This is a genomic window from Aeromonas sp. V90_14 (genome assembly GCF_029967615.1).
In the GTDB taxonomy this organism is placed as follows: domain Bacteria; phylum Pseudomonadota; class Gammaproteobacteria; order Enterobacterales; family Aeromonadaceae; genus Aeromonas; species Aeromonas hydrophila.
Genome location: NZ_JASCAS010000034.1, coordinates 193,028 through 212,108 on the forward strand (window position 1 = coordinate 193,028; position 19,081 = coordinate 212,108).

The window sequence follows — 19,081 nt, forward strand, 5'->3', positions numbered from 1 at the left end:
AGCTATGAGCAACGCCAATATGCCCCCCTCGCCCATTCTGGCTCTTTCCGGGATCGTCAAGACCTTCCCCGGGGTGCGTGCCCTCGATGAGGCGGGCCTCAAGGTCTATCCGGGTCAGGTGATGGCCCTGCTCGGCGAAAACGGCGCCGGCAAGTCGACCCTGATGAAGGTGCTGACCGGCATCTACCAGGCCGATGCGGGCAGCATCAGCTATCGCGGCCAGCCGGTTCACTTCAAGGGCCCCCGCGACTCCCAGGATCAGGGGATCAGCATCATCCACCAGGAGCTGAACCTGCTGCCTGAGCTGTCGATTGCCGCCAACATCTTCCTCGGCCGCGAACCTCGTACCCGTTTTGGCAGCATCGACCACAAACAACTGCGCGAACGGGCAAGCACCCTGCTGGCGCGACTTGGCGTCAAACACGGCCCGGATACCCGGCTCGGGGCTCTCTCCATCGGTGAACAGCAGATGGTGGAGATCGCCAAGGCGCTGTCGTTTGATGCCAGCGTCATCATCATGGACGAACCCACCGATGCCCTCACCGACACCGAGACCGAGCAGCTGTTCGTGGTTATCCGCGAGCTGCGTGAACAGGGCTGCGGCATCGTCTACATCTCCCATCGCTTGAAGGAGATCTTCGAAATCTGTGATCGGGTCACCGTGCTGCGCGATGGCAAGTGGATCGGCGAGCAGGCGGTGAGCGAGCTCGACGAAGACAGGATCATCGAGATGATGGTGGGTCGCCGGCTGGAAGAGCAGTACCCGCGCCTCGCCCGCGAGCTCGGGCCGGTCAGCCTGCAGGTCAAGGATCTGGCCGGCCCCGGCGTGCGCGGGGTGAGCTTCTCCCTGCGTCAGGGTGAAATTCTGGGCTTCAGCGGCCTGATGGGCTCCGGGCGTACCGAGCTGATGAAGCTCATCTACGGTGCCAGCCCCATCAGCGCCGGTGACATTACCGTGGATGGCCACGCACTGGTCCCCAAGAGCCCGGCCGATGGCCTGGCCGCCGGCATCGCCTACATCTCCGAGGATCGCAAGGGCGACGGCCTGGTGCTGGAGCTGTCGGTGCGCGAAAACATGAGCTTGTGTGCCCTCGGCGAGTTCATCAGCCACGGCAAGATTGACGGCCAGGCCGAGCGCCAGGCGGTGGGCGACTATGTGCGTCTGTTCAACATCAAGACCCCGAGTCAGGATCAGCTGATCAAGCTCCTCTCCGGCGGCAACCAGCAGAAGGTGGCCATCGCCAAGGGACTGCTGACAAGGCCCAAGGTGCTGATCCTGGATGAGCCGACCCGCGGCGTCGATGTCGGCGCCAAGAAGGAGATCTATCAGCTCATCAACCAGTTCAAGAAGGAGGGGATGAGCATCATCCTGGTCTCCTCCGAGATGCCGGAAGTGCTCGGCATGAGTGATCGCATCATGGTGATGCACGAAGGGCGCATCAGCGCAGAATTCAACACCCGCGATGCCAATCAGGAGAAGCTGATGGCAGCGGCAGTCGGTAAACAGTGGCAAGCAGAGCAAGAGGCAGCACAATGACAACCCAAACCCTTTCCCGCCGCGGCGTCATGAGCAAGGCCTGGTGGATCGAGAACAAATCCCTGGTCGCGCTGCTGGTGCTGATCGGCGTGGTCTCCTTCCTGAGCCCCAACTTCTTCACCGCCGACAACCTGCTCAACATCCTGCGTCAGACCTCGGTCAACGCCATCATGGCGGTCGGCATGACCCTGGTCATCCTCACCGCCGGCATCGATCTGTCGGTCGGCTCGGTATTGGCCCTGTGCGGCGCCCTGGCCGCCACCATGGTCGCCATGGAGCTGCCCATTGCCCTGGTGATCCCCCTCACCCTGGGGGCCGGCGCCCTGCTTGGCGGCATCAGCGGTCTCATCATTGCCAAGGGCAAGGTACAGGCCTTCATCGCTACCCTGGTCACCATGACCGCCCTGCGCGGCGTCACCATGGTCTATACCGAGGGGCGCCCCATCTCCACCGGTTTCAGTGACGGCGCCGATCACTTCGCCTGGCTGGGTACCGGTTACCTGTTCGGTCTGCCGGTGCCCATCTGGCTGATGGCCATCGTCTTCCTGCTGGCCTGGTTCATGCTCAACCACACTCGCCTGGGTCGCTACATCTATGCCCTCGGCGGCAACGAATCGGCCACCCGCCTCTCCGGCATCAATGTGGACCGGGTGAAGCTCGCGGTGTATGGTCTGTGCGGCATGCTGTCGGCACTGGCCGGGCTCATCGTCACTTCCCGCCTCTCCTCCGCCCAGCCGACCGCCGGCATGGGGTACGAGCTGGATGCCATCGCCGCCGTGGTGCTGGGTGGCACCAGCCTGATGGGGGGCAAGGGCCGCATCATGGGTACCCTGATCGGGGCCCTGATCATCGGCTTCCTCAACAATGCCCTCAACCTGCTCGACGTATCGTCCTATTACCAGATGATCGCCAAGGCCAGCGTGATTTTGCTCGCCGTGATGATCGATAACAAAAGCAAGTAAGCACACACAAGGAATGAAATGATGAAAAAGCTCAATACCCTGCTCGCTGCCGCCATCATGTCCGTGCTGGGCACCGCCCAGGCCGCCGATCACACCCTGGCCATGGTGGTCTCCACCCTCAACAACCCCTTCTTCGTCACCATGAAGGAAGGGGCCGAAGCCAAGGCCAAGGAGCTTGGCTACGAGCTGGTGGTGCTGGACTCCCAGAATGACCCGGCCAAGGAGCTCTCCAACATGGAAGATCTCACCGTGCGCAAGGTCAACGCCATCCTGATCAACCCGACCGATTCCGAAGCGGTGGGCAACGCCATCCGGCTGGCCAACAAGGCCAACATCCCGGTGCTGACCCTGGACCGCGGCGCGGCGCAGGGTGACGTCAAGGCCCACATCGCCTCCGACAACGTGGCGGGTGGCAAACTTGCCGGCGATTTCATCACCCAGAAGCTGGGTGCCGGTGCCAAGGTGATCCAGCTGGAAGGGATCGCCGGTACCTCCGCCGCCCGTGACCGCGGCGAAGGCTTTGCCCTGGCCGTGGCCGCCAACAAGCTGGAAGTGCTGGCCTCCCAGCCCGCCGACTTTGACCGCACCAAGGGTCTGAACGTCATGGAGAACCTGCTGGCCGCTCACCCGAGCGTGCAGGCGGTGTTCGCCCAGAACGACGAGATGGCGCTGGGTGCCATCCGCGCCGTGCAGGCCGCCGGCAAAGAGGTGATGATCGTCGGCTTCGACGGCACCGACGATGGCAAGGCCGCCGTGGCCAAGGGTAAACTGGCCGCCACCGTGGCCCAGCAGCCCGCCCTGATTGGCGCCATCGGCGTGGAAACCGCCGACAAGGTGCTCAAGGGGCAGCCGGTGGAAAAATCCATCCCGGTTCCGCTGCAAGTGGTCAGCAAGTAAGTTGACGGGGGGAGGTTCGCCTCCCCCTTTTCACTCAAGGTTTACGGTGCCTCCCGGCCTGGATCCGGCTTTCGTGTCCATGCCAAGATGCATCAGGAGTACTCAACATGAATCGTCTCGTCGTTCTGGGCAGTGTCAATGCAGACCACGTGCTGCGCGTTCCCCATTTTCCTCGCCCTGGTGAAACCCTGACCGGCCACAGCTATCAAGTGGTGCCCGGTGGCAAGGGCGCCAACCAAGCGGTGGCCGCCGCTCGGCTAGGAGCTGAAGTCTCCTTTATCGCCCGCATCGGCGATGACGCCATCGGCCACCAGATGAAGACCGGCTTTGCCAAAGACGGTATCGACGTGAGCGCCGTCGAGCTCGACCCCAAGCTCCCGACCGGGATTGCCATCATCTATGTGAGCGATGAGGGGGAGAACAGCATCGGCATCTCCGCCGAAGCCAACGGCGCCCTCACCCCGGCCGTGGTGAAAAGCCATGAAGCGATGATCGCCGCCGCCCACACCCTGCTGCTGCAGCTGGAAGTGCCGCTGGAGAGCGTGCTGGAAGCCGCCCGCCTGGCCCGCGCCCACGGCACCCGGGTGGTGCTCAACCCCGCCCCCGCTCGCCCGCTCTCGAGCGAACTGCTGGCACTGGTCGACCTCATCACCCCCAACCAGACCGAGGCCGAGCTGCTGACCGGCGTCAAGGTCACCGACGAGGCGAGCGCAGCCGAGGCGGCTGCCCGCTTCCACCAGATGGGCATCGGAGAGGTGATGATCACCTTGGGGTCACAAGGAGTCTACTGCAGCAAGGGGCAGCAGCAAGCGCTCATCCCGGGTTTTCGGGTGAAAGCAGTAGACACCACGGCGGCCGGCGATACCTTCAATGGCGCCTTGCTGGCGGCCGAGCTCGCCGGTGCCGACTTTGACGCTGCCGTGCGCTTTGCCCACGGCGCCGCGGCGCTCTCCGTCACCCGGTTTGGTGCCCAAAGCTCCATCCCGAGCAAGCAGGAGGTCGACGCCTTCCTGCTTGAGCAGACTGCGCAGGGGCACTGATGGCCAATATCAAGGAGGTGGCGGCGCTGGCGGGGGTGTCGACCACCACCGTCTCCCACGTCATCAACGAGACCCGTTTCGTCGCCGAAGAGACCCGCGAGCGGGTCTTCGCCGCCATGCGCGAGCTCAACTATGCCCCGAGCCTGGTGGCCCGCAGCCTCAAGGTGAAGGAGACCAACAGTATCGGCATGCTGGTCACCACCTCCAGCAACCCCTTCTTCGCCGAGGTGGTGCGCGGGGTGGAGCGTTACTGCTTCGAGCAGGGCTACAACCTGATGCTGGGCAACACCGAGGGGCAGGCCGAGACGGCGCTCTCCTACCTCAAGATGATGCTGCGCAAGCGGGTCGACGGCCTGCTCATCATGTGCAGCGAGGGGCAGCAGGAGGTGTTCAACCAGCTCGACTGGCTCAAGAGCCTGCCGGTGGTGGTGATGGACTGGGGGATGGAGAGTGCCGACGTGGACCTCATCGCCGACAACTCCCATCGCGGCGGCTACCTGGCGACCCGCCACCTGCTGGGGCTGGGTCACACCGCCATCGGCTGCATCACCGGCCCCCACAGCCGCGCCCCCGCCAACCAGCGTCAGGCAGGCTTCGAGCAGGCGATGCAGGAGGCCGGGCTTACCGTCAACCCACAGTGGCTTCAGGAGGGTGACTTCGACTGTGCCAGCGGCCACCAGGCGATGACCCGCCTGCTGGCGCAGCCCGAGCGCCCCACCGCGCTGTTCGTCTGCAACGACATGATGGCGATGGGGGCCATCAGCGCCGCTCATCAGGCTGGGCTGGTGATCCCACGCGATCTCTCCATCGTCGGCTATGACAACGTGGCGCTGGCCGAATTCATGTCGCCGCCGCTCACCACCGTCAATCAGCCGAAAGAGGAGCTGGGTCGCCTCGCCGTCACCCGGCTGCTGGCGCGCATCAATGGCGAGGCGGTGGCGGATCATCTGATCACCGTCGACCCAGACCTGGTGATCAGGGATTCCTGCGCCCCCGCCCCTGACATTCACGGGCATTAAACGCAGCAAGGCGACCCTGGGGTCGCCTTGCTGCATTTTGTCTCTGGCCGGTTCAATAGCGCCATTTGTGCTCAAGCCAGCTGTCTTGCCTCACTGCCCACCAGCACCTGCAGTTGCACCAACCCCAGTCGCCGGGCCAGCGGCTGCAACAGCTCGCTGTGCTCCGCATCATCTGGCAGCCAGTAACGGACAGGCCAGCCGGCCGCCAGCTGGGCCGGGGTGGCGCTGCCAATATCGCTGAGCGCCAGGGCGCAACCCTGCTGCCGCAACCCCGCCAGCAAGGCTGCATCCGGCTGCAGCGCCGGCACCAGCAGCACCCGCGGCGTGCGGGAGGCGTCCGGCAGATAGGCCACGACATGGGCCAGCTGGGCCTGGTTGTCGAGCGGAAGCAACAACGCCCGCCCATCGACATGCTGCGCCTCGTGCGCTTGCAGCAGCCGGGCCAGCACGGGCCCCAGCACGCCGCACTCCTGCAGCCAGCGCATCTGGCAGGGCGCCCCCTGCTCACGCCAGTAGAGCGTCATTTGCCACAGGTCGTTGCCCTGCCCGTCCGTCAGCCCCTGCAACGCCACTCGCAGCGGCGCAGGCTCGCGCCCGGCCAGCCAGTCGCGCAGCTGATGAAGCTGATGCTGGCTCAACTGCAACTGCTGCAGCATGGCCGGTTCGAACCAGCAGATGTCCCCCTCCTGGCTGCGTTTGGCCTGATTGAGGGCCAGGATGGCCTGATCCAGCAGCCGGCCGGCATCTTGCTGCTGCGCCTTGGCCACCCCGAGCCGACAGGCCAGATCGAAGCTGCACTCCCGGGTCACGAACTCGAAATGGAGCAGGCTCACCAGCTCATGAATGCGAGTCTCCAGCGCGCCATCCGCGCTGGTCAACACCACCGCGAACTCGTCGCCACCGAGCCGGTAGGCGTGGCCACCGTGGGCCTGCTGCAGCTTGTCGGCCACCGTCTGCAACAGCCGATCACCGACCTGATAGCCGAGCAGATCATTGACCTGCTTGAAGCGCTTGAGATCGAGCACCACCAGGGCGCTCGCCTCGCCGGCATGCAGGGCGCGGGAGAGCTGCTCCTGCAGGGCACGGCGGTTGCCAAGCCGGGTCAGGGGATCGAGCAGGGCGAGCCGGCGATTCGCCAGGTTGGCGCGAATGAGGGCGGCCACCAGGGCGCCGCCGGTCAGCAACAGGATCAGTTGCCAGATCTGCAGCCAGAACAGGCTGCTGCGGATCTGGCTGACCGAACGCTCCCGCTCCTGGCCGGAGAGGATCTGATCCCCAATCTGCTCGATGAGGTGGGTCTGGCTGGCGATCGCCTCCTGCAAGCGAGCAAGCTCAGCCCCCTCGCGCAGGGCACCGGCCTCCATCTGGGGTTCGAGCTGCTTGATCTGCTCGAACAGTCCGGCCAGCGCCTTGCCGAGCCCGTGCCGCTGGCGTGCCTCGGCGGTTTCGCTGCTGATGAGGAAGATATCGAGCCGGTTCCACAGCAGATCGTAATCCAGGCTCAGGGTCTCCATCCCCAGCCTGCCGGCCCGATAGAGCTGCAGATCGTAGAGGAAACGCTGGGATTCCAGCATCACCTGGCTGATGTTCCAGTGGATATTGCGGTAAAAGGTATCGACCAGCTGCTCCTGGCGATGCTGCAGATAGAGGCTGCTGCCCGAGGAGAGCAGAAACAGCAGCGACACCACAACCAACAGCAGTTTGTGGCGGGATAGCCCCATCAATCGACGATCTCGATGCGGGTTACCTGCCACACCATGCAGTTGTGGATGGCGGGCACGTCCAGCTTGGGATAGGTGGTGAACGGAATGAGCAGCCAGAGCGGGCCCTTGTTGCGCCGGGTCAGCGGCTTGCCGTCCTCTTGGCGCACCAGGGTCAGTGGCACGCCGTCGAACAGGGCCAGATCCACCACCTGCTGATAGCCGTTGAGGGCCGAAACGGCGATCTTGCGGGCATCCAGGATCCCTTGCGCCGCCAGCACGGCTGCCAGGGTCGGCCCGCGATAGTGGTGGGCGCCCTGGGTCCAGGGGGTGGTGGTGGTGAATTCGGTCTGCGGCAGGGCGGACAGGGCCGCCTCATCGAGGGTCACTTGCTGGCCGCTTGGCAGCACCAGGGTCATCAGGGGGATCGAGGCCGATGCGCCGGCACTGGCCAGCATCAGGAGGAAAAAAGCGATCCATTGCTTTACTGCGGTCATGGTAATTTGCGCCAACTGCGTCCCATTTTTTGTGGCTGCCAGTGTGGCGATTTCACCGGTTCATTGCAACTGTCCAGTCGCACAATAGCTCAGGGACCGCGCATCTCCATCCAGTTGTGGCCCTCGATCTGCGCTGGCTGGTGGACGCCGCAACTTTGCAGCAGCTCATCCACGTAGGCCGGCACCAGCAACGATGCCGGGCCGTAGCGCTTCTCGTCAAACTGGCTGCCCACTTCGCTCGGCTCGAGATTGAGCTCGATGGTGTGGGCCCCGTTCAATCCCGCCTCGTGCACGAAACCGGCCGCCGGATAGACGGCGCCCGAGGTGCCGATGGAGATGAACAGATCGCACTGGGCCAGCGCGCTGTAGATGCGATCCAGCCCGAGCGGCATCTCGCCGAACCAGACCACGTGCGGGCGCAGCGGCTGGGGGAACTGGCAGCAGGTGCACAGCTCCTCCTGCTGCAGATCACCGCGCCATTCGATCACCTGGCCCGAGCCCGGGCAGCGCGCCTTGAGCAACTCCCCGTGCATGTGAATGAGGTTCTTGCTGCCGGCGCTCTCGTGCAGGTTGTCGATGTTCTGGGTCACCAGGGTGACGCAGCCCGGCAGCAGGCGCTCGAGCCTGGCCAGCGCATAGTGGGCCGGATTGGGGTGGATGTGGGGTTGCTGCAGCTGGTGGCGGCGGGAGTTGTAAAAACCCTGTACCAGGGCGGGATCCCGTGCGTAGCCCTCCGGCGTCGCCACGTCTTCGACCCTGTGCTCTTCCCACAGACCGTCACAGGCGCGAAAGGTCTTGATGCCCGACTCGGCCGAGATCCCGGCACCGGTAAGAATGACGATGTGTTTCGCTGACTGCACCATGACTGACTACTCCCTCTTGCTACTTCTCTGGCTGACCTTAGCACAGGGTGAAAAACCGGCCTATTCGCCCTTGGTCTTATGACGCGGTTACAGGGTGTCGAGCACGCTCAGATCGAGTCGCACGAACACCAGCTCCCGCCCCGTCACCAGAGTGAGCGGCAAGCCCAGCCCGCGCAGCAGCGCCAGCATGGGGCGATTCTGGGGCAGCACCTCCGCCGTCCACTCGCGAATGCCTTCGGCGCGCGCCAGCAAGGCCAGCGCCAGCAGGATGCGCCGTCCCGCCCCCCGGTGCTGGAAGTGATCGGCGACGATGCAGGAGAACTCGGCCCGATCCGGGTGCAGTCGCCGCCGGATGGACTGGGCCTGGGCCAGCGGTCGCCCCTGACCGTCGGTCAGCAGCAGCCCGATCTGCTGCTCCTTGGGGTAATCGAGGAAGAAGGCGAGCTGCTCGTCACTCGGGAGCTGCTTGGCGCGCATGAAACGCAGGTAGACACTCTGTTCACTGAGCTCGCCATAGGCGGCCCTGATCCGCTCGGGATCGGCCCCCGCCAGTTCCTGCAAGCGACAGGGAATGCCCCCCACCTCCATCATCAGCGGCAGGGCTGCCCGTGAATGAGGATGCAGCCAGCCGGCCAGGGCGCGCCGCAAGCGGGCCTCGTCCGGTGGCCAGCAGAGATAGCGGGCCATAGTCTACCAGCGCCCCGCCACGCCCTGATCGCGCCACAGATTGCTGTCCAGCAGGTTGAAGGGATCGTCCAGATAGAGGGCGATCCCGAGCTCCCTGGCCCGGTTGATGAAACGCCCCAGCAGGGAGTCCGGGGTCATGGCTTCCAGTCCGGGCAGCAGAGTCTGTCCCAGCAGCAGGTGCTGCAGCGGCATCCGCTCCAGCAAGTCGAACGGGATGTGCTGATCGTTGTCCAGCAGCAGTGCCAGCTTGGCACCCGCCAGACTGGCCTGCAGCACCAGGGCAAAACGCTCCGCCTGGCTCAGCAGGTGGTCGCGCCGGTGGATGAGCAGGGTGAGCTCGCCAGGCTCCCGGCCCTGCTGGACCAGCCACTCGCGCACCCGCTCCCAGCGCGGCGGCAAGCCGGTCACCGCCAGCCAGATGGGCAAGGGCGATGGGGGATCGGACAAGAGTCCGAGCAGTCCTTTCTCTTCTCCCTGCCAGGTGCGGATGGTGCGGCGCAGGCCGCTCAACCGGCGCTGACGCTGCGGTCCCAGATAGAGCGTCTTGAGCAGCCGCAGCAGATCGTCGGCCAGCAGCGGCTTGGCCAGGGCGGCCAGCACGTTGAAACCGGCGTCGTGCAGCAGGCGACGAGCACCGTCGATCAGAGTCTGATCGTGGGCCGAGAGCAGCACGATGGGCAAGCCACTGTGCTGGTATTGGGGCTGGCTCATCAGCAGGCTGATGGCATCCTGCTCTACCAGACTGAGATCGCTCACCAGCAGCTTCACCTCGCCGCTGGCCAGCGCCTTGATGCAGGCGTTGCCATCCTGCACCCACTGGCAGGGCACCCCCAGTCCCTTGATCTCCTGCTGGATGTGGGCCCCCTGAAACGGGTGATCCTCCAGCAGCAGCACCTGGGTCTGGGCCAGCCACTCCTGCCACGCCAGGTAGCGGCCATTGACCCCCGCCAGCCAGTCGTCGGTGAGGCGATAGACACCCTCGGCCTGCGCCGTCAGCTGTGGCAGATAGTCAGCCCCCACATGGGAGTCGGGATCGAACAGGGCGATGGCGCCGGCGGCAAACAGCCCTTCCCACTGCCAGCAGGCATCGGGGCGGGTACGGCGCAAGGTGGCGAACTCGGGCAGCTCGACGGCCTTTGCCGTCCGATAGGCGACCCCGTCCAGGGCGTAGATGGTCACGGGGTGGAACAGGCGCTCGTCCGTCTCTTCCGAGTTCAGCAACGCCAGTAACTCTTCATCTGTGATGATCATGTCAGAGCCTCTCACGTAGTCGCCGGCACACCTCATCCAGAGCTTGCCGCAGCGGGGGTAGCAGGGGTTGCCGTGGATCCCGTTTCCACTGCTCGATCACCTGAACAAGCGGGGTGGCTCCCACCATTTTGGCGGCCCCCTTCATCTTGTGTAAAGCGGCTTCAAGCGCCATCTCGTCCCCTTGTGTGACGCAGCGCTCAATGTCGGCCAGATCCTGCCCGGTCGCGTCCAGATAGAGGGGAATAAGCTCCGGCGCCAGCAATGACACTTCCCGCGCTGCCCAGACCTCCCCTTCGGTCGATACGTCGCTTTGAGGGGTTGGCTCGGGTGCGGGCGCCTGGTCGGACTCGCCCAGGCTGCGCAGCAGATTGGCCAGGTCTTTGAGCAGCAGCGGCTTGTCCAGATGACCGCGACAACCACAGCTGGCCAGCTGCGCCGCCGCCTGCTCGCTGAGATCGGCGGTGATGACGTAGGTGGGCAGATGCTGCCAGCGCGGCGAGTCCCGCAGCTGGCGGCAGAGTTCGGCCCCGTCCATCACCGGCATCTGCAGGTCGGTCAACACCAGATCAACCGTCTCATGCTGCAGGATATCGAGCGCCAGCTGGCCGTTGGCGGCGCTGATCACCCGGGCCCCCAGCTGGGTCAGCTGCATGCTGATCAACACCCGGTTCACCTCGTGATCTTCGACCAGCAGCACCCGCATCCCCTGCCCCGGCAGCGTGATCATGCCCTGGCTAGAGGGCACCAGCCTTGGCTGCATCAGACTCACCACCGAGCCCGGCACCCAGGGTTCCCCCTGCCAGTCCCAGTAGCGCAATCCCTGCTCATCCAGCCGGACGCTCAATACCGGGCCGGCCGGATCGTCCTGCAAAGCCAGCTCACCCAGCCAGGGCAGCAGATAGTCCCGCTCCGCCCCGCCGAGTTGCACATGCACGCTGGCCACCCGTGGCCGCCAGCGCGGCATCTCCTGCAGCAACACCAGTGGCAGCGCACAAAGGAAACGGCTGCCGCCGGTCGGCCGCGGCTCGACCCGGATCTCGCCACCCATCTGCTCCATCAACTGGCGACAGATGGCAAGTCCGAGCCCGGTGCCCTGGGCCCGCGGCTGACCCGCCTCCCCGCCCTGCTCAAAGGGCAGGAACAGCCGCGGCAGCAGCTCGGCACTGATGCCGGGCCCCTCGTCGTCCACTCCGCACAACAGCTGGGAGCCAGCGCGGCGGGCCCACAGCACCACCTCGCCACGGGAGCTGAACTTGATGGCATTGGCCAGCAGGTTGTGCAGCACCTGCTGCACCCGGTGGGGATCCAGCTCCACCTGGGCAGGCAGTCGATGATCGAGATCCAGCCGCAGTTGCAGTCGCTTGGAGCGGGCCTTGGACCAGTGCACGGCCGCCACGTGCTCGCACAAATCCACCAGATCGGTGGGTTGCAGCGAGAGCGCCAGCTGCCGGTTCTCGTTGCGACTGAAGTCCAGCACGTCGTTGAGCAGGCCCAGCAGCTCGTCCCCCGCCTGGCGGACGTGGGCCAGTGCCGAGCGCTGCTCGGCATTGAGGGAGGTGTGGCTGAGCCACTCCAGCAACCCCAGAATGGCGTTCATGGGGGTGCGAATTTCGTGGCTCACTGCCGCGAGGAAGCGCCCCTTGGCCAGCACCGCCTGCTCGGCCCGCTCGTGGGAGGCCTGCAGCGCCTGCTCCTGCTCGACCCGGGTCGTCACATCCTGCACCACCCCGTACACCCGCCAACCCTGCTCGGACTGGCTGCGTCCCCGGCCGTAGAACTGCAGCCAGCGGGTACCCTTGCCCGGGTGCTCATAGCGCAGCGCGTAGGAAAAAGGCTGACCGGCCTGCAGCATCTCCAGCATGGGGATCTGCATCTTGCGCCTGTCATGTTGATCCAGCCGGCTCAGCGCCTGACCGGGATTGCGGCGGATCTGCTGGCTGGCCAGCCCCAGCAGCTCGTAGCTGCCACGGCTGATGAACTCTACCTGGGCGATGCCTTCCCGCTGCAGCAGGAACTGGATCACCACCCCGGGCACCGTATTGGTCAATGCCCGCAGGCGGCGCTCGGCCTGGCGCAGCAAGCGGGTGCGCTCACGCAGGGCGCTGATGTTGGAGAGCGCGATGAGATCCCCCGCCGGCGACTGCTTGCCAAGCTGAAGCGGGATCTGGGCATAGGAGTAAACCTGATCGCCCAAAGCCATCTCCCCCTCGCCCCCCTGCAACTGGGCCTCTGGCAGGTGCAGCTCGGCCAGATAGCGCGCCTCCAGCCGCTTGGCCTGCTTGTTGCGCTTGATGATCTCGCCCTGGTTGTCCCGCAGAAACACCGGCACCGGCAGCGCCTGGAACAGGGACTCCCTGAACTGGCTCTCCAGCGCCAGGGTCTGCTCCATCTCCTGACGCTGGCTCACCTCTCTGGCCAGCTGCTGGCGGGAGCGCCAGATCAGCCAGATGACGCCAGCACTGATCAACAGCGCCAGCGACACCGACCCCAGCCAGATCCCGTAGCTGACCCCGGCTTGCTGGGTCAGCACCAGCCGGCGCCAGCGCTGATTGAGATCGTCATTCTGCCTGCTGGTGAAGGCCATCAGGCTCTGCTCCATCACCCCGGCGAGTCGCGGGCTGTGATGACTGATGGCAAACCCCAGCCCGAAGCGTTGAGGCAGCTCCCTGATATCCAGTCCGTCCAGCTGGTTGTTGCGAAGCGGGTATTGCAGCTGGTAGAGCTCGGCCAGCATGGCGTCGGCCTCACCGCTTTGCACCGCCGCAAGCCCCTGCGCCAAGGTGTCGCTTTTGCGCCAATGATGTTCGCCATCCAGCCTGGCCAGCATCCCTTCGTCATAGAGGGTGGCGGGCACCACTATGTCGCCCTTCACCGCCGCCAGCGTATCGAACGACTTCGCCTTGCGACTGACCAGAGCATAGCGATTGAGCGCCATGATGCGGGTGAAGTCGAAGGCATCGGTCAGCGCCGGCGTCTCCAGCAGGCCGGCCATCATGTCCGCCTCACCGCTGCGCAGCTTGGCCAGCGCCTCTTCCTTGCTGGCGGTCGGGATCACGTGGAAATTGAGGCCGGTCTGCTGGCTCACCTGCCGCAGTACGTCGGCGCTCCACCCCTTGAGCTCCCCCTGCTCGTCGAGACCGCTGTAGGGCATGAAATCCGGGTTGACGACCAGCTTGATGGCACGGGAGGTGCCGACCAGCCAGGCCTGCTCCTTGTCGGTGAAGTGAAGCGGGTTGATGTCCTGCTCCCCTTGCGCCAGATAACGGTCCAGATCCTTGTAGAGGGCACCGGGCGGCAGATAGCGGATGGCGGTATCGATGAGCTCGCGCAGTTCCGGCTGGTCGCGCATCATCAGCCGGTAGCTCACCACCAGTTCATCGCTGCGCAGCCGGCGCAGCCGCAGCCCCTGATCCGGGTATTCGCGCATCAGGTAGCGCAGTTGCAGATAGTCGCCGAGGTAGGCGGTCCCCTTGCCCGCCGCCAGCGCCGCGTACCAGTTGTCCGCCTCGGTCAGGGGCAACTGGGTTGAGCGGGGATAAAGCGCCTTGAGCACCTCGTTCGCCTGCCAGATGGGAGACACCAGGAAGGTCGCCCGCTCCAGATCGCCGCGATAGAGGATGGCGGATTCGGCCTCCAGCATGGCACGACTCAGCGCCATGCCTGGCAGGGCCTGCAACGAAGGGCCGACATTGGGAATGAGATCGCAGCGCCCCTCCTGCAAGCCACGCTGCACCGCTGACCAGTTGGGCAGCTTCTCGTGCAGGAGCGGAAAAGGAAGCTGCTCTGCCAACCGCTCCATCTGATCGATCAGCAAGCCTCCCGACTCCTCGAGATAAGGCGGCCGGATCAGCGCCGGATAACAGATGGTCAGCGACTTGGTGGCATCGGCATACGCCTTGGCCGCCGGAGAGAGGGGGAGATCCATCGCCTGCAGTGGCGTAGCCAGCAGCAGGCCTAGCAATAGGCTGGTTTTTCTCATGAAAAAATAAAAGCCAGGCGGCTGCCTGGCTTTTTGTCACTCGTTGGGCTCAACATTTTCGACCCTGGCCTTGAGCTTCTGACCAGGGCGGAAGGTGACCACCCGCCGGGCACTGATAGGAATATCTTCGCCGGTTTTCGGGTTACGTCCAGGACGCTGGTTCTTCTCACGAAGATCAAAGTTACCGAAGCCTGAAATCTTGACTTGTTCACCACGCTCAAGCGCTTGTCTGATCTCTTCAAAGAAGGCTTCCACCATATCTTTGGCTTCACGCTTGCTCATCCCGAGCTGGGTGAACAGGTGCTCTGCAATGTCGGCTTTGGTAAGCGCCATAGATCAATCCCTCAAGGATGCATTCAACTCTTCACCAAGGGCCCGCACGACATTGTCTACGGTCTCGGCAATCTCTTTCTCCTCCAGAGTGCGCTGGGTGTCTTGCAGAACAAGACTGATGGCCAGGCTCTTCTTGTCCTCTGCCATGCCAGCTCCCTGGTATACGTCAAACAAGTTTATTCCAACTACCTGATTTCCGCCAACTTTTTTAATTACTGCGAGGACATCACCGGCCAGGACATGACGATCAACCACCACGGCGATGTCACGACGGTTGGCCGGGAACTTGGAAACCTCGGCAGCAACCGGCACCTTGGCCGGGGTCAGCTTGTCCAGCTCCAGTTCGAACATGACGGCGCGGCTCTTCAGACCCAGCTTCTTCTCGAGGCTCGGGTGGATCACGCCGATGTGGCCGATCACCACGCCATTGCGCAGGATGGCCGCGCTCTGGCCCGGATGCAGGGCACTGTGCTCGGCACGCTCGAAGCTGAAGGTGGCCCCTTCGGCGGTCAAGTCCAGCACCGCTTCCAGATCCCCTTTCAAATCAAAGAAGTCGGCAGCGCGGCTCTTGATGTCCCAGTGCTCGTCGCTCTGGTTGCCGGTGATGATGCCGGCCAGCATGGGCTCCTGACGGATGCCGTTCTCGGCATTTTCGTCTTTGATGAAGCGCAGGCCCTGCTCGAACAGGCGCACCCGCGGCTGCTGACGGTTCTGGTTGTAAACCACGGCCTGCACCAGCCCCGGGAACAGAGAGACACGCATGGCGGACATCTCGACCGAGATCGGGTTCGGCAGCACGATGGCATCGCTCTGCGGGAACAGGGTCTGCTGAGCCTTGGGGTCGACGAAGCTGTAGGTGATCGCTTCCTGGAAGCCGCGATCAACCAGCAGGTCGCGCACGCGCTTCAAGGTCACCTGCCCTTCTGCCTGCTCCACCATCGCCAAGGAGGCGGCGGGTTTGAGGTTCGGGATGTTGTTGTAGCCGTAGATGCGGGCCACTTCCTCGATGAGGTCTTCCTCGATGGCGATATCGAAACGCCAGGAGGGGGCCAGCGCGGTCCAGCCGTCGGCTTCAACGGTGACCTGCATACCCAGTCGGGTCAGGATCTCGACCACCTGCGCATCCGCCACGCTGATGCCGATCACCTTGTCGAGCTTGGCGCGACGCAAGCGGATGGGGGCAGCCTTGGGCAGATGGGCATCGGATTTGACCTCGATGACCGGACCCGCTTCACCGCCGCAGATATCCAGCAGCAGACGGGTGGCTCTGTCCATCACCTTGGCTTGCAGCTGCGGATCCACCCCGCGCTCGAAGCGGTGGGAGGAGTCGGTGTGCAGACCGTAGGCACGGGCACGGCCGGTGATGGAGAGCGGCGCGAAGAAGGCGCACTCCAGCAGGATGTCGGTAGTGGTCTCGGAGACACCGGTGCGATCGCCGCCGAAGATACCGGCCATGCAGGCAGGACCTTTGGCATCGGCAATCACCAGAGTCGTCTCTTTGAGCTTCACTTCGTTGCCATCAAGCAGGGTCATCGGCTCATCAGCGTGGGCACGGCGCACCACCAGTTCCCCTTCAAGCGTCGCCAGATCGAAGGCGTGCATCGGCTGACCGTATTCCAGCAGCAGGTAGTTGGTGATGTCGACGATGGCGTCGATGGAACGGATGCCGCCACGGCGCAGCTTCTCCTGCATCCAGAGCGGGCTCTGGGCGTGCAGGTTCAGCCCCTTGATGACGCGGCCCAGATAACGGGGGCAATCGGCTGGCGCTTCAACCCGGATCGGGAAGCTAGCGTCGATGGTAGCAACAACCGGCGCCCAGGTCGGCTCGACCACATCGACGCTGTTGAGCACGCCGATTTCACGGGCCAGGCCCGCGATACCGAGGCAGTCGGCACGGTTCGGGGTCAGATCCACGTCGATGCTGACGTCGTTGAGCGCGAGGTATTCGCGGATATCGGTACCGATGGGCGCATCCAGCGGCAGCTCGATGATGCCATCGGCGTCGACGTCGATACCCAGCTCGCTGAAGGAGCACAGCATGCCGTGAGACGGCTGGCCGCGCAGTTTGGCTTTCTTGATGGTGAAATCACCCGGCAGGGTCGCCCCTACTTTGGCCACGCACACTTTCAGGCCGGCGCGGCAGTTCGGCGCGCCGCAGACGATGTCCAGCAGCTCGGCCTCGCCCACGTTGACCTTGGTCACCCTCAGCTTGTCGGCGTCAGGATGCTGGGCGCACTCGACCACTTCACCCACCACCACGTTGTTGAACTGGCCGGCCACCGCTTCCACGGCGTCCACTTCCAGACCGGCCATGGTGATCTGCTCGGCCAGTGCGTTGTCACTCAACTCGGTGCGGACCCACTCCATCACCCAGGATTTACTGAATTTCATGTTCTCTCGCCCTTACTTGAACTGCTTGAGGAAGCGCAGGTCGTTTTCGAAGAAGGCACGCAGGTCGTTGACCCCGTAACGCAGCATGGTCAGGCGCTCAACGCCCATGCCGAAGGCAAAGCCGGAGTATTTTTCCGGATCGATGCCGACCGAGCGCAGCACGTTCGGGTGCACCATGCCGCAGCCCAGCACTTCCAGCCACTTGCCGTTCTTGCCCATCACGTCCACTTCGGCGCTCGGCTCGGTGAACGGGAAGTAGGAAGGACGGAAACGGATGGTCAGGTCTTCCTCGAAGTAGTTGCGCAGGAAGTCGTGCAGGATCCCTTTCAGCTCGGTGAAGCTGGCATGCTCGTCGACCAGCAGGCCTTCGACCTGGTGGAACATCGGGGTATGGGTTATGTCGTAGTCGTTACGATAGACGCGGCCCGGCGCGATGATGCGGATCGGCGGCTGCTGATGTTCCATGGTGCGGATCTGCACACCGGAGGTGTGGGTACGCAGCATCAGATCAGGATTGAAGTAGAAGGTATCGTGATCGGTACGCGCCGGGTGGTGAGCCGGGATGTTCAGCGCATCGAAGTTGTGGAAGCCATCTTCAATCTCGGGACCACGGGCAACCTTGAAGCCCATCTCGCCAAACAGGCGCTCGATGCGCTCGATGGTGCGGGTCACCGGGTGCAGACCGCCATTCTCGATGCGACGGCCCGGCAGGCTGACGTCGATGGTCTCGGCGGCCAGCTTCTGGTTGAGCACGGCGACTTCGAGGGCTTCACGACGCTCGTTCAGGGCATCCTGAACCTGCTGTTTGGCCTGGTTGATCACGGCGCCCGCGGCGGGACGCTCTTCAGCGGACAGGGCGCCCAGGCCCTTCATCTGCTCGGTAAAAAAGCCTTTTTTACCCAGATATTTGACCCGGATTTCGTCAAGGGCGGCGATGTCGCTTACGCCCTCAATTTCGGCCCTGGCTTGGCCGACTACTTCTTCAAGCTGTTGCATGTCTTCCTCGTCACCACTCCCGGTACAGGAGCCTTTAGGCTAAATAAGGTCAAGAGGGGAATAATACAAAAAAAGCCCCTTCACTGACCATAGTTAAGGTGCCCTTTTCTCTCTAGAAATCATTTTGTTATCAAGTAGGGCTTCGAGCCGGACCGGCTTCTTCTTCGTGATTGGCTACACAATTTTAGTTTGATGGCATATGGAGCCATATGCCTAGCTATCATGATGGTCGAATCATCACCGTCTGCAGACGGTAAATGACAGACAACAAAAAAGGAGGCCTGAGCCTCCTTTTAGCATTTATAACAGGACCGGATTAAACCAGAGCTGCTTTGGCCTTTTCAACCAGGGCGGTGAAAGCCAGCTTGTCGTGAACGGCGATATCGGACAGGATCTTGCGATCGATCTCGATGGAAGCCTTCTTCAGACCGTTGATCAGACGGCTGTAGGACAGACCGTTCTGACGGGCTGCTGCGTTGATACGAGCAATCCACAGTTGACGGAACTGACGCTTTTTCTGGCGACGGTCACGGTAGGCATACTGACCAGCTTTGGTTACCGCTTGTACCGCTACGCGGTAGACACGGGAACGGGCGCCGTAGTAACCCTTGGCGGCTTTCATTACTTTCTTGTGACGAGCGCGAGCGGTCACACCACGTTTAACTCTTGGCATTTTTCACATCCCCCCTTATGCGTACGGCAGACAAGCGACAACACGTTTGTGGTCGGCAGCGGAAACAAAGAACTTCGGTCCCAGCTGACGCTTACGCTTACTGCTCTTCTTGGTCAGGATGTGACGCAGGTGGTTGTGCTTGCACTTGAAGCGACCTGAGCCAGTCTTCTTGAAGCGCTTTGCGGCGCCCCGGTTGGTTTTCATCTTCGGCATTTCATACTCCGCATTGTGAGTGACAACAAAATCGCAAGGCGAA

At 63.6% G+C, this 19,081-nt stretch carries 16 protein-coding genes; 5 read left to right on the forward strand and 11 right to left on the reverse strand.

The window, feature by feature from the left end:
• Positions 1 to 4 precede the first annotated feature (4 nt).
• From rbsA to QLG02_RS14475, 5 genes are all read left to right on the forward strand, one after another.
• A complete protein-coding gene (gene rbsA, locus QLG02_RS14455; RefSeq protein WP_282465496.1) occupies positions 5 to 1,537 on the forward strand; it encodes a ribose ABC transporter ATP-binding protein RbsA in 1,533 nt (510 codons plus the stop codon).
• A complete protein-coding gene (gene rbsC, locus QLG02_RS14460; protein WP_011706157.1) occupies positions 1,534 to 2,499 on the forward strand; it encodes a ribose ABC transporter permease in 966 nt (321 codons plus the stop codon). Before rbsA ends, rbsC begins: the two co-directional genes overlap by 4 nt.
• A gap of 21 nt (positions 2,500 to 2,520) precedes the next feature.
• On the forward strand, positions 2,521 to 3,396 hold the full coding sequence (rbsB, locus tag QLG02_RS14465) for a ribose ABC transporter substrate-binding protein RbsB (RefSeq protein ID WP_010634030.1): 876 nt from the start codon (positions 2,521 to 2,523) through the stop codon (positions 3,394 to 3,396).
• A gap of 107 nt (positions 3,397 to 3,503) precedes the next feature.
• The gene (gene rbsK, locus QLG02_RS14470; protein ID WP_085734956.1) at positions 3,504 to 4,436 is read left to right on the forward strand and encodes a ribokinase; all 933 of its coding nucleotides are present in this window, start codon (positions 3,504 to 3,506) and stop codon (positions 4,434 to 4,436) included.
• Entirely contained in the window at positions 4,436 to 5,455 is a 1,020-nt protein-coding gene (locus QLG02_RS14475; RefSeq protein WP_282465497.1) for a substrate-binding domain-containing protein, read from the forward strand. The genes rbsK and QLG02_RS14475 overlap by 1 nt, the downstream gene beginning before the upstream one ends.
• A 71-nt stretch (positions 5,456 to 5,526) precedes the next feature.
• On the opposite strand, the gene QLG02_RS14480 is transcribed toward QLG02_RS14475, so the two are convergent.
• From QLG02_RS14480 to rpmI, 11 genes are all read right to left on the reverse strand, one after another.
• The gene (locus QLG02_RS14480; protein WP_282465498.1) at positions 5,527 to 7,176 is read right to left on the reverse strand and encodes a sensor domain-containing diguanylate cyclase; all 1,650 of its coding nucleotides are present in this window, start codon (positions 7,174 to 7,176) and stop codon (positions 5,527 to 5,529) included.
• Positions 7,176 to 7,652, reverse strand: coding sequence for a hypothetical protein (locus QLG02_RS14485; RefSeq protein ID WP_168755288.1), 477 nt, complete (start codon positions 7,650 to 7,652; stop codon positions 7,176 to 7,178). Before QLG02_RS14485 ends, QLG02_RS14480 begins: the two co-directional genes overlap by 1 nt.
• A gap of 89 nt (positions 7,653 to 7,741) precedes the next feature.
• Complete coding sequence (cobB, locus tag QLG02_RS14490) at positions 7,742 to 8,515, reverse strand: Sir2 family NAD+-dependent deacetylase (RefSeq protein ID WP_011706162.1); 774 nt, start codon at positions 8,513 to 8,515, stop codon at positions 7,742 to 7,744.
• A gap of 87 nt (positions 8,516 to 8,602) precedes the next feature.
• Complete coding sequence (locus tag QLG02_RS14495) at positions 8,603 to 9,202, reverse strand: GNAT family N-acetyltransferase (protein WP_077096256.1); 600 nt, start codon at positions 9,200 to 9,202, stop codon at positions 8,603 to 8,605.
• Positions 9,203 to 9,205: 3 nt separating this feature from the next.
• Entirely contained in the window at positions 9,206 to 10,453 is a 1,248-nt protein-coding gene (locus QLG02_RS14500) for a response regulator (protein WP_282465499.1), read from the reverse strand.
• Between the two features lies 1 nt (position 10,454).
• Positions 10,455 to 14,414, reverse strand: coding sequence for a transporter substrate-binding domain-containing protein (locus QLG02_RS14505; RefSeq protein ID WP_282465538.1), 3,960 nt, complete (start codon positions 14,412 to 14,414; stop codon positions 10,455 to 10,457).
• Between the two features lie 54 nt (positions 14,415 to 14,468).
• Positions 14,469 to 14,765 carry an integration host factor subunit alpha gene (gene ihfA / locus QLG02_RS14510; RefSeq protein ID WP_005300715.1) on the reverse strand — a complete coding sequence of 99 codons (297 nt, stop codon included), beginning with the start codon at positions 14,763 to 14,765 and terminating at the stop codon, positions 14,469 to 14,471.
• A 3-nt stretch (positions 14,766 to 14,768) separates the two neighbouring features.
• Complete coding sequence (gene pheT, locus QLG02_RS14515) at positions 14,769 to 17,156, reverse strand: phenylalanine--tRNA ligase subunit beta (protein WP_282465500.1); 2,388 nt, start codon at positions 17,154 to 17,156, stop codon at positions 14,769 to 14,771.
• A gap of 12 nt (positions 17,157 to 17,168) precedes the next feature.
• Complete coding sequence (gene pheS / locus QLG02_RS14520) at positions 17,169 to 18,152, reverse strand: phenylalanine--tRNA ligase subunit alpha (protein ID WP_282465501.1); 984 nt, start codon at positions 18,150 to 18,152, stop codon at positions 17,169 to 17,171.
• A gap of 316 nt (positions 18,153 to 18,468) precedes the next feature.
• Entirely contained in the window at positions 18,469 to 18,825 is a 357-nt protein-coding gene (gene rplT / locus QLG02_RS14525; RefSeq protein WP_005300683.1) for a 50S ribosomal protein L20, read from the reverse strand.
• 15 nt (positions 18,826 to 18,840) lie between these two features.
• The gene (gene rpmI / locus QLG02_RS14530) at positions 18,841 to 19,038 is read right to left on the reverse strand and encodes a 50S ribosomal protein L35 (RefSeq protein ID WP_005300673.1); all 198 of its coding nucleotides are present in this window, start codon (positions 19,036 to 19,038) and stop codon (positions 18,841 to 18,843) included.
• Positions 19,039 to 19,081 lie beyond the last annotated feature (43 nt).

Bases quoted from the DNA above. Each gene is read 5' to 3' on its own strand.
- rbsA (WP_282465496.1), top strand. From the start codon at position 5: ATGAGCAACGCCAATATGCCCCCCTCGCCCATTCTGGCTCTTTCCGGG.
- rbsC (WP_011706157.1), top strand. From the start codon at position 1,534: ATGACAACCCAAACCCTTTCCCGCCGCGGCGTCATGAGCAAGGCCTGG.
- rbsB (WP_010634030.1), top strand. From the start codon at position 2,521: ATGAAAAAGCTCAATACCCTGCTCGCTGCCGCCATCATGTCCGTGCTG.
- rbsK (WP_085734956.1), top strand. From the start codon at position 3,504: ATGAATCGTCTCGTCGTTCTGGGCAGTGTCAATGCAGACCACGTGCTG.
- QLG02_RS14475 (WP_282465497.1), top strand. From the start codon at position 4,436: ATGGCCAATATCAAGGAGGTGGCGGCGCTGGCGGGGGTGTCGACCACC.
- QLG02_RS14480 (WP_282465498.1), bottom strand. From the start codon at position 7,176: ATGGGGCTATCCCGCCACAAACTGCTGTTGGTTGTGGTGTCGCTGCTG.
- QLG02_RS14485 (WP_168755288.1), bottom strand. From the start codon at position 7,652: ATGACCGCAGTAAAGCAATGGATCGCTTTTTTCCTCCTGATGCTGGCC.
- cobB (WP_011706162.1), bottom strand. From the start codon at position 8,515: ATGGTGCAGTCAGCGAAACACATCGTCATTCTTACCGGTGCCGGGATC.
- QLG02_RS14495 (WP_077096256.1), bottom strand. From the start codon at position 9,202: ATGGCCCGCTATCTCTGCTGGCCACCGGACGAGGCCCGCTTGCGGCGC.
- QLG02_RS14500 (WP_282465499.1), bottom strand. From the start codon at position 10,453: ATGATCATCACAGATGAAGAGTTACTGGCGTTGCTGAACTCGGAAGAG.
- ihfA (WP_005300715.1), bottom strand. From the start codon at position 14,765: ATGGCGCTTACCAAAGCCGACATTGCAGAGCACCTGTTCACCCAGCTC.
- pheT (WP_282465500.1), bottom strand. From the start codon at position 17,156: ATGAAATTCAGTAAATCCTGGGTGATGGAGTGGGTCCGCACCGAGTTG.
- pheS (WP_282465501.1), bottom strand. From the start codon at position 18,152: ATGCAACAGCTTGAAGAAGTAGTCGGCCAAGCCAGGGCCGAAATTGAG.
- rplT (WP_005300683.1), bottom strand. From the start codon at position 18,825: ATGCCAAGAGTTAAACGTGGTGTGACCGCTCGCGCTCGTCACAAGAAA.
- rpmI (WP_005300673.1), bottom strand. From the start codon at position 19,038: ATGCCGAAGATGAAAACCAACCGGGGCGCCGCAAAGCGCTTCAAGAAG.